The sequence below is a fragment of the uncultured Ramlibacter sp. genome (genome assembly GCF_936925435.1).
Lineage (GTDB): Bacteria > Pseudomonadota > Gammaproteobacteria > Burkholderiales > Burkholderiaceae_C > Ramlibacter.
On record NZ_CAKZHQ010000018.1, the window covers coordinates 1 to 12519 of the forward strand.

Here is a 12519-nt window from a genome sequence, read left to right on the forward strand (position 1 = left end):
GGCCAGGAATCACGATCGCAGCGGCCAATCCCTCAATCAGATCCAGTGTCTCCGCCACTTCGTCGAAAGCGTGCATGGCGCCCGTCAGGGCGGCGGTGGTGTCGACATGGGCCAGCTCGTGCGCGCAGATCTGCCAGCAGGGACCCGCCTGGCGGCGCGACAGGGAGACGGCGATGGTGTACCGGTGTCCACTGCCACCTGGCTGTCCATGGCCCGCATCAGGCTGGACCGGTGGGGCCGGTCACGCGAAACCGACTATGACCGAGGCACCACGTCGCATCAGGACCAGCAGGTCGGCGGGCAGTGGCGGTGTGCTCATCCGGCTGGATGCAACCAAAGTGTGCGCTTGCGAAAGAAATCGACCGGGAGCCCCCGGGAAATGGCCCTGGGATGCTATCAAAAAAATAGCGCAGCATCAGCTGCGCGGCCGGAACTCCAGGATCAGTGGCGAGTGGACGCGGCCGTCGGTGTCGCGCGGCAGCACTTCGGTCTTGTCCAGCGCGCGCAGCACGGCCTCGTCCCAGGCCTTGAAGCCGCTGGACTTGACGATGCGCCGGCCGGTGATGGTGCCGTCGGGCGCTTGGCGCACCTCGACCTCGGCCATCGGGTTGCCGGCGATGTCGTCGGTGAAGACGATGTTGGGCTTGACGCGGGCCCGGATGCGGCCGCCATAGCTGTCCGACGGGCCCGAGGAGCGCTGCGCGGTGCCCGTGGCTGTGGCGCCACCGGTGGCACCGGCCAGGCCTTGCAGCCGGGCCAGATTTTCCTGACGGCGCGCATCCTCGGCATTCTTTGCATCGGCCTGAGTCTTGGCCTGGCTGGCCTTGGCGGCCTCAGCCTTCTTCTGCTCCTGTGCCTTGCGGGCCAGTTCCTGCTGCTTCTTGAGCTCCGCCTGCTTCTTCGCCTCGTCCTGCTTTTTCTGCTCGGCGAGCTTCTTCTGGCGCTCGATGTCGTCCTGGCGGCGCTTGTCTTCCGCGGCCTTTTTCTTTTCGCGCTCCAACGCGATGTCGGCGTCGCGCTGCATGGGGGCGGGTGGGGGCGGCGGCGCCACCTGGGGCACGGGAGCGGGCGCCGGCACCGGGGCAGGCGCCGGCGGCGGCTCGACAAGTTTGGGCGCGGCCTGCTGCGGCAGGGCCGACCAGAGCTCGGCCTCGGCCGCCAGGTCCTGCGACTCCTTGTTCCAGCGCACGCCCCAGGTCAGGGCCGCCAGCAGCAGCAGGTGGGCGATGACGGCCAGCACGAAGGCGCGCAGCATGCCCGGCTGGGGCGGCGGCGCAAACTCGATGCGGTCGGTGGCGGCGGGCATGGCGCCTTACTTCGGGCTCAACTGCACCGACAGGCCGACGCGCTGCACGCCAGCACGCTGCAGTGCGTCCATGGCTTTGACCACGCTCTCGTACTTGACATTGCGGTCGGCGCTGATGACGACGGCAGCGGTTCCGGCCGGCGCACCCTTTTGCGAAGCCAGGGCGGCGGCCACGGCTTCCTTGAGCGGCATGCGCGTGCTTTTCTCCTCGGTCTTGAGTTCGACCGACTCGTCCTTGTTGATGACGATCTGCACCACCTTGGCCGGCTGGGCGTTGGCCTTGCCGACGCTGGGCAGGTCGATCAGGCTGGGCGTGATCAGCGGCGCCGTCACCATGAAGATGATCAGCAGCACCAGCATCACGTCGATGAAGGGCACCATGTTGATCTCGCTGATGGTGCGGCGGCCGCGGCCGCGGGAAATGGTTGCGGGCATCTCAGTGGCCCGAGGGAGATTGGGCTCCCAGGTTGCGCTGCAGGATGTTGGAGAACTCCTCGATGAAGGACTCCAGCTGGATCGCCACGCGGTCGATGTCGCGGGCAAAGCGGTTGTAGGCGACCACCGCGGGGATGGCGGCGAACAGGCCGATGGCCGTGGCCACCAGGGCCTCGGCGATGCCGGGCGCCACCGTGGCCAGGGTCACCTGCTGCAGGCTGGCCAGGCCGGTGAAGGCGTGCATGATGCCCCACACGGTGCCAAACAGGCCGACGTAAGGGCTGACCGAGCCCACCGAGGCCAGGAAGGACAGGTTGATTTCCACCGTGTCGAGCTCGCGCTGGAAGCTGGCGCGCATGGCGCGGCGGGCGCCGTCCATCAGCGTGCCGGCGTCCTGGATGCGGCGCTCGCGCAGCTTCTGGTACTCGCGCATGCCGCTGGCGAAGATGCGTTCCATCGGACCGGCGGTGCGCGCGTTCTTCGCGGCAGCGGCGAACAGGTCGTTCAGGCTGGTGCCGGACCAGAACTCCTTCTCGAAGTCGTCGTTGAGCGACTTCACTCGCTTGAGGGCGAACAGCTTGCGGAAGATGGCCGCCCAGCTGGTGATGGACACGCCCACCAGCAGCAGCATGACAGCCTGCACCACCCAGCTCGCATTGAGCACCAGTTGCAGGATCGACAGGTCTTGGTTCATTGTTTGAGTGCTTCCAGGATGATGGGCGGGATTCTCGCAGGCCGCATGCTCTGCGCGTCGACCCAGCCGATACGGATCGTGCCTTCACATAGCAGCTTGTCGCTGCCCTTGTGCGTGGCCTGCTGGGCAATTATCAAAGAGGCTCGGCCCGTGTCCTGCAGCCGTGCCGTAACAATGAGTTCATCGTCCAGGCGTGCCGGCGCGTGGTACTTCACCGCGGTGTCGCCGACGACGAAGATGCCGCCCGTGCTCTCGCGAAGGCTGCTTTGCGAGATGCCCAGCGCGCGCAGCCACTCGGTGCGCGCGCGCTCGAAGAACTTCAGGTAGTTTGCGTAGAAGACGATGCCGCCGGCATCGGTGTCTTCCCAGTAGACGCGGACCGGGAAGGAGAAACTCATCCGGCCTGGGCCAGCAGGGACCGCAGCCGCGCCGCCGCGTCCTGCAGGTGGGCCATCGAGCTGGCGGTGGAAAAACGGATGAAGTTCGCGGTCTGTGCCGTGCCGAAGTCACGCCCCGGCGTGACGGCCACATGGGCCCGCTGCATGACCTCGAAGGCGAAGTCCCAGCTGTCCTTGATGCCCAGCCTGGCGCAGGCCTGCGAGCAGTCGGCCCAGGCGTAGAAGGCGCCGTCAGGCATGACCGGCACCGTCAGTCCCATTGCATTGAGCTCGGGGATGAACCAGTCGCGCCGGGCCTTGAATTCGGCTCGGCGGCGTTCGTACTCGGCGATGCTCTCCGCATCGAAGCAGGCCAGGGCAGCGTGTTGGGCCACGGTGCTGGGGCAGATGAACAGGTTCTGCGCCAGCTTCTCGACCACCGGCACCAGGGCATCGGGCACGACCAGCCAGCCCAGGCGCCAGCCCGTCATGTTGAAGTACTTGGAAAAGCTGTTGATGCTGATGACTTGGTCGTCGATGGCCAGGGCGGTCTGGCCATAGGTGTCGTCGTGGCTCAGACCCAGGTAGATCTCGTCGAGGAGGGTAATGCCGCCCTTGGCGCTGACGAAACTGTGGATGCGCCGCAGTTCATCCGGGGCAATGGAGGTGCCGGTGGGGTTGGAGGGTGAGGCCAGCAACACGCCGCGTGTCCTGGCGTTCCAGTGCTCTTCGACCTTGGCGGCGCTGAGCTGGAAGCGCTCGGCCGCAGTGGTCGGCACCAGCACGGCCTGGCCTTCGGCAGCGCTGACGAAATGCCGGTTGCAGGGATAGCTGGGGTCGGGCATCAGGATCTCGTCGCCGGCCTCGACCAGGGCCAGGCAGGCCAGCTGCAAGGCGGCGGAAGCACCGGCGGTAACGACGATGCGCCGTGCCGGCACCTGCACGCCGAAGCGCTGCATGTACCAGCCGCTGATGCGCTCGCGCAGCTCCTGCAGGCCGGTGGCCTGCGTGTACTGGGTGGCGCCGTCGCGCACCGCGCGGATCGCAGCTTCCTGCACCAGGGGCGGGGCGGTGAAGTCCGGTTCGCCGATGTTGAGGAAGACCATGGGCCGGTCGCTGTGCGCCACCTCGCGGGCCAGCTGGCCCGCGGCCTTGGCCACCTCCATCACGTAGAAGGGCTCGATGCGTTCGGCGCGGCGCGAAACCCTCATCCGCGCGCCTTGCCGCTGGCCTTGTCGGCCTCGACCTCGGCGCTGCGCAGCTGCGGCGCCAGACCATTGAGCACCGCATTCACGTACTTGTGGCCGTCGGTGCCGCCGAACTCCTTGGCCAGCTCAATGCATTCGTTGAGCACCACGCGCCAGGGTACGTCCTGCGCATGCTGGAACTCATAGGCGCCGATCCACATCACGGCGTGCTCGATGGGCGAGATCTCCTCCATCTTGCGGTCCAGCAGCGGCAGGATCAGGGCGTCGAGTTCGGCCGCTTCCTTGATGCAGCCATGCAGCAGGGCGTCGTAATGCACCGAGTCGGCTTTGTGGAAGCCTGCCAGGTCGCGGGTGAAGACGTCGATGGCCTGCGGGTCGTTGCCCCCCACCAGGTGCTGGTAGAGCGCTTGCAGCGCGAATTCGCGGGCCCGGCTGCGGTTGGACTTGGCCGAGGCCTTGCGCGCGCCGGTGCTGGTCACGCCGGTGCGGGACTGGCGGGCCGGGCGCGGTGCCGGCGTGTCTTTGGTGTCTTCGCTCATCCCAGGTCGTCCAGCAGGTTGGCCATCTCCACCACCACGCGGGCGGCATCGACGCCCTTGTCGGTCTGGCGGGCGATGGCCTGGTCCAGGTTCTCGGTGGTCAGGATCACATTGGCGATCGGGACCTGGTAGTCCAGGCCCACGCGGGTGACGCCAGCGGCCGACTCGTTGGCCACCAGCTCGAAATGGTAGGTCTCGCCGCGGATGATGCAGCCCAGGGCGACCAGGGCGTCGTAGCGGCCCTTCTCGGCCATGGCCTGGAGGGCGACCGGCACTTCCAGCGCGCCGGGCACCTGCACATGGTCGATGTCCTTGTCCTGCACGCCCAGCACGGCCAGTTCGGCCTTACAGGCCTGGGCCAGCGCGTTGGTGATGCCCTCGTTGAAACGGGCCTGCACGATGCCGATGCGCAAGCCCTCGCCGTCGAGACGGTCGGCCTTGCCTTTGTCTGCGCCAAACATGGTGGGGTTCCTTGGTGTTGTTATGGGGTGATGTGGCCGGCGATTTCGAGGCCGTAGCCAGCCATGCTGGGCAGGCGGCGCGGCGCGCCCATCAGGTGCATGCGGTGCACGCCGCACTCGCGCAGGATCTGCGCGCCCACGCCGTAGGTGCGCAGATCCATGCGGCCGCGCTCGGGCGCCTGCGCCGCGGTGGCCGTGCCTTCGAACTGCGCCAGCAGCTGGCCGGCCGTCTCGCCGCAATTGAGCAGCACGGCCACGCCGCGGCCTTCCTGGGCGATGTGCTTCAAGCTGGCGTCCAGGCTCCAGGAGTGCATGCGCCGGCCGACCTCCAGCGCATCGAGCACCGACAGTGGCTCGTGTACGCGCACCGGCACCGTGTCCTGCGGCTGCCAGCTGCCCATGACCAGGGCCAAATGCACGCCCTGGCTGGGCTTGTCGCGCCAGGCGTGGGCGGTGAATTCGCCGAAGGCGGTGCGCAGCGTGCGCTGGCCGACCTTCTCGACCAGCGATTCGGTGCGGCTGCGGTGCTCAATCAGGTCGGCGATGGTGCCGATCTTCAGGCCATGCTCCGCGGCGAACAGCTGCAGGTCGGGCAGGCGGGCCATGGTGCCGTCGTCTTTCATGATCTCGCAGATCACGGCGGCCGGCTCCAGGCCGGCCATGGCCGCCAGGTCGCAGCCGGCCTCGGTGTGGCCGGCACGCATCAGCACGCCGCCGTCCACCGCCTGCAAGGGGAAGATGTGTCCGGGCTGGACCAGGTCGTCGGCCGTGGCATTGCGCGCGACGGCGGCCTGCACGGTGCGGGCCCGGTCGGCGGCGGAGATGCCGGTGGTCACGCCCTGCGCAGCCTCGATCGACACAGTGAAGGCCGTGCCCATCTTGGTGCCGTTGCGGGTGGCCATGGGGGGCAGGCGCAGGCGCTCGCAGCGCTCGCGGCTGAGGGTCAGGCAGATCAGGCCGCGGCCGAAGCGGGCCATGAAGTTGATCGCTTCGGGTGTGACGTGCTCAGCCGCCATCAGCAGGTCGCCTTCGTTCTCGCGGTCTTCCTCGTCGACCAGGATCACGATGCGGCCGGCCTGGATGTCGGCGACGATGTCTTCGACGGGGGAAATGGCCACCGGGCCTTTGGAACTCATGCGCTGGCTTTCTGTTGAAGTGTGTCGCCCAGCATGCGCTCGACGTAGCGGGCGATGAGGTCGATCTCAAGGTTGACGCTGCTGCCGCTGCGCAGGGTGTGCAAGGCCGTGTTGTCGACCGTGTGGGGAATCAGATTGATGCTGACCTCGCAGCCCTGGGCGCTGTCGGTCACCGAATTGACGGTCAGGCTGACGCCGTTGATGGTGATTGAGCCCTTGTAGGCCAGGTATTTGGCCAGAGCGGGGGGGACTTGCACGCGCAATTCGCGGCTTTCGCCAACGTCCTCGAAGCGGGTCACCTTGCCGATGCCGTCGACGTGGCCCGAAACGATGTGGCCGCCCAGGCGGTCATGGGCGCGCAGTGCTTTTTCGAGGTTGATGGGGCCGGGCCCGTCCAGGCCGGCTGTCTTGTCCAGCGACTCGGCCGAAATGTCGATGGTGAAGCTGCTGGCCGCGGAGTCGAAGCTGGTGACGGTCATGCAGGCGCCGTTCAAGGCGATGCTGTCGCCCAGGCCCACGTCATCCAGGTAGCCGGCGGGCGCCTCGATGGTCAGGCGCTTGCCGTGCTGTAAAGAGCGACCCAGGTCGTGGAGGGCGGCGATGCGCCCCACGCCGGTGATGATTCCGGTGAACATGCCGCTATTTTCGCAGGGATTCGATCCCCCTTTCCGGGCAAACCCTTAGAAAGTGTCGCGACCGGGAATCCGGGCCAGCAGGCGCAGGTCCGGCCCCACCGCCTGGGTGGAGCGAAATTCCAGGGGAACAGCCTGCGCCAGCGCGGTCAGCGGGCCGAAACTGGCCATGCCCTGGCCCTGCCCCAGCAGCTTGGGCGCCAGGTAGACCAGGAATTCATCGACCAGGCCCTCGCGCACCAGGGAGCCATTGAGCTTGAAGCCGGCTTCCACGTGCAGCTCATTGACTTCGCGCCGCGCCAGGTCGGTCAACATGGCCGCGAGATCGACCTTGCCGCCCGGACCGGGCAGGGCGATGACGGTCGCACCGCGCGCTTCCAGCGCGGCCTGCCTGCCAGCGTCCTGCACCGCGGTGTAGATGAACAGGCGGCGCCCGGGTTGCAGGATCTTCGCGTCCAGCGGCGTGTCCAGCCGGCTGTCCACCACCACGGCATGGGGCTGGCGCGGCGAAGAGACAAGACGCACGTCCAGCCTGGGATCGTCCTGCAACACGGTGCCGATGCCGGTGAGGACGGCGCAGGCCCGAGCCCGCCAGGCGTGGCCGTCGGCGCGCGCGACCTCCGAGGTGATCCACTGGCTGGCGCCATTGTCCAGGGCGGTTTTGCCGTCCAGCGAGGCGGCGATCTTCATGCGTACCCAGGGTGTCTTGCGCAGCATGCGGCTGAAAAACCCGATGTTCAGTTCGCGCGACTCCGCTGCGCCCGGCCCGGTCTCGACTTGCACGCCGGCTGCGCGCAGGCGCTCGAAGCCCTGACCAGCCACCTGCGGGTTGGGGTCAGCGATGGAGGCGACCACCCTGGCGATGCCGGAGGCGATCAGCGCGTCGCAGCAGGGGCCGGTGCGGCCATGGTGGGAGCAGGGCTCCAGCGTGACCCAGGCCGTCGCCCCTTGCACGGCGTTGCCCTTGGCGGCTGCGTCGCGCAGCGCCATGATTTCAGCGTGGGCCCCGCCCGCCTGTTGGGTGTGACCCTGGCCGAGCAAGGCGCCGCCGGCATCCGTCAGAACGCAGCCGACGCGGGGGTTGGGCGAGGTCGCAAAAAGCGATGCCTGGGCAAGCCGCAGGGCATCATGGATTGTTCCAGAGGCCACTGCAGCGGCGCTACTTCCAGCAGGTCTCGCGGCTCAGGCTGCCGGTGACCGAACGCACTCCGGTCGACGTGATGCGAAACGCGCCGCAAGCATCTGAAGCCATGCTTCCCAGGGGCGCCATCGTCAACGTGTAGTCGGTGGCGGTCGAGGTGATGGTGAGTGAGTACAGCCCGCCGCCGTTTGCCGGGGACTGCTTCAAGGCGGCCGGCATCTGCGAGGCAACGCCGTTGGTTGCGCGGTCAGCGTCGTAGCGGTCGTTGGCTGCGTAGAAGCGCTGCATGAACTGGGAAGCCTGCAGCAGCTGCGCCCTGGCCTCGGCACGTTTGGCGCGTGCCACGTAGCCTGTGTATGCCGGCATGGCGACCGAAGCCAGTATGGCGATGATCGCCATCACGATCATCACCTCGATCAAGGTAAATCCATGGGGCTTGGCGCCAGGCCGGCGGGTGGGTGCATGCGTCACTGGAGTTCTCCCGTAGAGGTGGCTCAGAGAGCTTAGCGCATGAACAGCTGACGCCATTCGCGCGACTTCACTCCGGGCACTGCCGTGATGGGGCAGGCCCCCGCGCCGATTTGGCCGCACTGGATGTCGATCCGCGTACAGGAGGTCTGGGCGGTTTCGATGCAGATGCGCTCCCTTTCCCTGGTGGACTCGATGATGATGGACGTCGGCCGCCCATCCACCGGGTCCAGGAACCCGCTCACCTGCGCATCATCGCCATCGACCTTTCCATCTTTGTTGGTGTCCAGTGTCGGTTTGGTGGTGCCGGAGCCGGTGATTCCGTCGATGAGGTAAACCCACCCGGAGCCGCTGCCGGACTGGACGCACAGGTCGGCCGGTGTGCTGCTTTCTGGCGACAGGGTGCTCGCGAGAATGAATGTGCCCGCCATGCGCTCGACGGGGTACACCACCCGCTGGCCGCTGTTGGGCAAATGCATGTACCAGCCTCGGGTGCCGGTGAAGCCGTTGCCCCAGTTGACCGGGTTGGAGGAGACGCGGAAGAAGTTGACGGTGGGTGTTCCGACTGGGACGGTCGTGATCGTCTGTTGAACAAGCGAGGTCGTACCGGTCAAAGTAGAGAACGCCGGCACCGAGGTGGTGCCGAACGGGAGCGAATCCCAGATGCCGTACATGGTTTGCGCGCTGGTCGTGGCCTTGTCCGCTTCCTCGAAGAACTTGCCGGTTCCGAAGGTCACGACATTGCCGCCGTTCGGATGGGGAAGGACAGCTGGCGTAGCAGTGATGGGCTTGGTGGTGCCTGCCGCGTACAGCGGACTGGCCGAAAGTGCGACCTTCCAGTTGGCGACCGACCCGGTCAGATCGAACTTCCACATATTGCCCTTGAGGTCACCCGCGTACGCGCCGATGATGCGCTGGGCGGCGTTGCGGACAATGCGAACCCCCCCAAGACCATTGGTGCCTCCCACGTTCGTGCTCAAGGTCTTGAGCAGGGCGCCCGTTTGCAGGTTGACCACGTACAGCCGCGCAATACCGTCGGAGCTGCCATAACCGTTGCCGAAGATCGCGACCCAATCGCCGTTCTCTGTGATGCCTGCCTGCACGTCGCTGAGCACGTGGCCGAGCTGCGCGAAGCCCGTCGTGGTGGTGTTGATTTCCCACATGATCTTCGAAGGCGTCATTTCCAGAGGCGCTGTCACGTCCAGCGCGTAGACAGCCTTTGCACCGGCGCCCGTGGTGCCCAGAAGCACGTTCCTCCAGTTGCCTTCGAGGTAGGCGTCAGTCTCCACATTCGGCCCATCCACATAGTACTGATGGACATAAGGCACGTCCGCAAGTTTCTCCAATTTCGGGATGACTGCCTTGGGAATGTAGGCAAAGCTCTCCACGCCATTGCTGTCGGGAAAGGCGTGCAGCATGCCATCGTTGGCGCCGACGAAGAGCACCCCGGCTCGAGCCTTCTTCTCGTTGTAGAACCTCCGGTAGTCGCCAAAGCTGCCTGCCGGAGTGAGTTTTTCGTAGCTCAAGTCCAGGTTGTCCAGGATGAACACCGGGCTGGAATTGATGATGTCGCCGAGCTTGGCGTCACGGCTGCGGTAGACGCCGCCCGTCTTGCGCAACTCCTTGCTGGGGTCGCCGCGCACGTAGTTGACAAGGTCGGCATCCAGCCCGGTGTTCGCCGCATTGAAGACCGTCCCTACGGAGCCGCTCCAGGTCGCAATGTTGCGCGATGCGGGGGCTGGGATCAGGCTGACGGGCTCGCCATTGACGGCGGGCCCGCTCTCGACCTGCCAGAACACCCTGGACGGAGACTTGTCATTGCCTGTTTCCTCGTCCAGTTCGATCGCCGAAAGGCGGCCCGACCAAGTGCCAGGAATGTATTCCGGCTTGTATTTGCGGGTGCCGTTCTTCAGGAAGGTTGTGGAAACCGCGACGCCTGACAGGGTTTGGGGCGTTCCGGCAATCGACGTGAACATCCGGTTCAAGGCGTTCGTCAAGTCGTTGGCATTGTTGGCCTTGATCATTTCGCCGCGGCCGTTGATGGTCGCGTGCCAAGTGTCGTCCATCGTACTCGCGCTGTTGGCCGTTGGGCTCGGCCACAGCGTCCTCCCGGCTGTCAGCTCGGCCAGAGTGGTGGTGGTTCGGGGCAGTGTCCCATCCAGGCCCAGGGTGACCGCGTAGAACGACATGTTCTGCCAGATGGACGGGTTGCTGATGCTGCCCGTATCGATGCGCGGCACGCGATCCGACAGGTCTGTGCGCAGGTCGCGGCCCCAGTAATGCATGGCGATATCCGCCAGCGTGTTGCTTGCGCCGTCGCTGTACGGTCCCTCCGGCTTATAGACAAAAGCCTCGCCTGACGGCCGCGGCATGATCGTGAAGGCCGTGTTGTCAGCGTTGCCCGCTGTGGTGGGAACGTCGCCATTCCAGAAGCCGTCGGTGATCAGCATCGAAAAGGACCGCCGGCATCCGGCATGCGAGGTGATGGCTTCGTTTTTTCCCGGGCCAGAGGGGCTGGACACCGTGGAAATGCCTGTTGAAGCGGGGTTGGGCACAGTGGCCCAGGGGCCGTCGCTGTCCGTGCGCGAGAAATACTTGCCGACCCGGTCTACTGCCACCAGGTTGGGCGTGCCGCTGTCGAAGTCCAGGCCGTAGAGCCATGTGTAGAAAGAGTCCTTGGTGCCGCCGGCTGCGCTGTTGTAGGTCGAGACGCCGCGGGCAAGGACTGATGAGCCGTTGAGTTGGCGGATGTGGCTGTAACCCAGCCGGACGGAATCGGGCGTGATGTCGTTGAAGGCCAGGCCAATGCCGGTTTGCGTCATTCGTGCGCGCGTCGAGTACCACTTTTTCCAGATCGAAAAGTTGCGCCGCTCTTCGGTGTAGGTGCACCAAGTGGTATTGGCCGTGCAATCAGCCCGGTTGATGAACTTCGGAAACTGATGGTTGGAGCGGTTGTTACCGCCCGAACTGTCATTGTTGATTTCGTACGTTTTTCCGGAACCACCCAGCACAAGCAGCGAGTCGGGCGGTGCGTAGGGGTTGTGGTAGTTGTTGAGGTCGCACAGCTGCCCATTGGTGTAGGAGCCTGTGGTCTTGCGGAAGTAGACACGCCAGTCGTCGATCAGGTCAGAGCTGGACAAGGTCATGTCGGTGCCCTGGTAATTCTTGCGCGGGAAGTAGCGCACGCGCGGGTCGTAATGCAGCATATTGATGTCCGGCGACATCGACGGTCTGTTGGGATCGCCGGAGCAATTGGGCCCCTGCATGCCCATGCCTGAAGAATCTATGTTGCCGTACTGGTAAATGTACGTGGCGTCCATCGAGCCCGAACTGTCCAGAATCAGAACCAGGTTGGGCGAGACGGTATTGGGCCGGTTCAGCAGGGGCTCCTGCGCCAGCTGCGCGTGCGAAGCCAGCGAGATGACGGTGCTGGCGGCGAGCAGCGCGAGTTGGCGGATGAGACGATGGGCCATTGGACACCTCTACTGGAATTCGATATGGGACTGCAACCAGACTTCGCTGCCAGCGGGGCGGTTGCGCGCCGCGTTTGCTGCCGGAACTTCAGGGCCGAATCCCCGGGCCGTCACGACGAACGATGCGGTGAATGACGTCGTGCCGCCGGTCACCATGACGGGCAATGGCTCGATCATGCATTCCGGTGGGCGCTGGTACGTACTGCGCAGGCTTGCCTGGTTGACGAGCGACACCGGCACGACGAACGATGCTGTCGAATTGCTGTCCCAGATGGTCGTCGACTGCCACAGCGGCGTGGAGTTGTAAGGCAGGATGTTGGCGAGCGTGACGGTGGTTGCGTAGGTGGCGGTTCCACCGCCGGAGACGCTCATCAGGCTTTCCAGCGACTGCTCGCAGTGCTTGAGGGCGATCTCGGCGGCTTGGGTGGCCAGCTCGGTCGTGCGGACCGACCCGGCGACTGCCTCGGTGGACGTCGCGTTGCGGATGCTCAGCGTGGCGAGCAGGGAAATGACGACAAGCATGATGAGTGCGACAACAAGCACAACTCCACGCTGGTCCCGGCGGCGATGGGGTGGGTGCGGCTGGTCAGCCAGATGCGCTCACGCTCGCCCGCCACCCCAGCGAGACCGACGAGCGCATGATGGTCCG

At 65.8% G+C, this 12519-nt stretch carries 14 protein-coding genes; 1 reads left to right on the forward strand and 13 read right to left on the reverse strand.

All coding sequences use genetic code 11. The features are described from left to right. Positions 1–415: 415 nt before the first annotated feature. Genes tolA through Q0632_RS09050 form a run of 13 tightly spaced genes read right to left on the reverse strand, consistent with a single transcriptional unit; the run spans position 416 to position 12413 of the window. Entirely contained in the window at positions 416–1306 is an 891-nt protein-coding gene (gene tolA / locus Q0632_RS08990; RefSeq protein WP_298927555.1) for a cell envelope integrity protein TolA, read from the reverse strand. Positions 1307–1312: 6 nt separating this feature from the next. Next, a complete protein-coding gene (locus tag Q0632_RS08995) occupies positions 1313–1741 on the reverse strand; it encodes a biopolymer transporter ExbD (protein ID WP_298927558.1) in 429 nt (142 codons plus the stop codon). A 1-nt stretch (position 1742) separates the two neighbouring features. Next, complete coding sequence (gene tolQ / locus Q0632_RS09000; protein WP_298927562.1) at positions 1743–2435, reverse strand: protein TolQ; 693 nt, start codon at positions 2433–2435, stop codon at positions 1743–1745. Next, positions 2432–2833: a tol-pal system-associated acyl-CoA thioesterase gene (ybgC, locus tag Q0632_RS09005; protein WP_298927567.1), complete on the reverse strand. Its 402-nt coding sequence runs from the start codon at positions 2831–2833 to the stop codon at positions 2432–2434. Before ybgC ends, tolQ begins: the two co-directional genes overlap by 4 nt. Further along, the gene (locus tag Q0632_RS09010) at positions 2830–4023 is read right to left on the reverse strand and encodes a pyridoxal phosphate-dependent aminotransferase (RefSeq protein ID WP_298927572.1); all 1194 of its coding nucleotides are present in this window, start codon (positions 4021–4023) and stop codon (positions 2830–2832) included. Before Q0632_RS09010 ends, ybgC begins: the two co-directional genes overlap by 4 nt. Further along, positions 4020–4559, reverse strand: coding sequence for a transcription antitermination factor NusB (gene nusB, locus Q0632_RS09015; protein WP_298927578.1), 540 nt, complete (start codon positions 4557–4559; stop codon positions 4020–4022). The genes Q0632_RS09010 and nusB overlap by 4 nt, the downstream gene beginning before the upstream one ends. After that, positions 4556–5020, reverse strand: a complete 465-nt coding sequence (gene ribH, locus Q0632_RS09020; protein ID WP_298927583.1) for a 6,7-dimethyl-8-ribityllumazine synthase — start codon at positions 5018–5020, stop codon at positions 4556–4558. The genes nusB and ribH overlap by 4 nt, the downstream gene beginning before the upstream one ends. A gap of 20 nt (positions 5021–5040) precedes the next feature. Then, positions 5041–6156: a bifunctional 3,4-dihydroxy-2-butanone-4-phosphate synthase/GTP cyclohydrolase II gene (gene ribBA / locus Q0632_RS09025; protein ID WP_298927587.1), complete on the reverse strand. Its 1116-nt coding sequence runs from the start codon at positions 6154–6156 to the stop codon at positions 5041–5043. Then, on the reverse strand, positions 6153–6791 hold the full coding sequence (locus Q0632_RS09030; protein WP_298927592.1) for a riboflavin synthase: 639 nt from the start codon (positions 6789–6791) through the stop codon (positions 6153–6155). Before Q0632_RS09030 ends, ribBA begins: the two co-directional genes overlap by 4 nt. 45 nt (positions 6792–6836) lie before the next feature. After that, positions 6837–7937 (reverse strand): bifunctional diaminohydroxyphosphoribosylaminopyrimidine deaminase/5-amino-6-(5-phosphoribosylamino)uracil reductase RibD, encoded by a 1101-nt coding sequence (gene ribD / locus Q0632_RS09035; RefSeq protein WP_298927597.1) that lies wholly within the window; start codon positions 7935–7937, stop codon positions 6837–6839. 10 nt (positions 7938–7947) lie between these two features. Then, positions 7948–8400, reverse strand: coding sequence for a type IV pilin protein (locus tag Q0632_RS09040; protein ID WP_298927602.1), 453 nt, complete (start codon positions 8398–8400; stop codon positions 7948–7950). A gap of 32 nt (positions 8401–8432) precedes the next feature. Further along, positions 8433–11870: a PilC/PilY family type IV pilus protein gene (locus Q0632_RS09045; protein WP_298927607.1), complete on the reverse strand. Its 3438-nt coding sequence runs from the start codon at positions 11868–11870 to the stop codon at positions 8433–8435. A 9-nt stretch (positions 11871–11879) separates the two neighbouring features. Next, positions 11880–12413 carry a hypothetical protein gene (locus Q0632_RS09050; protein ID WP_367181177.1) on the reverse strand — a complete coding sequence of 178 codons (534 nt, stop codon included), beginning with the start codon at positions 12411–12413 and terminating at the stop codon, positions 11880–11882. Between the two features lie 29 nt (positions 12414–12442). Here Q0632_RS09050 and Q0632_RS22355 point away from each other — a divergent pair. Next, a partial coding sequence (locus Q0632_RS22355) for a YaeQ family protein (protein ID WP_367181178.1) occupies positions 12443–12519 on the forward strand: 77 nt, incomplete at its 3' end.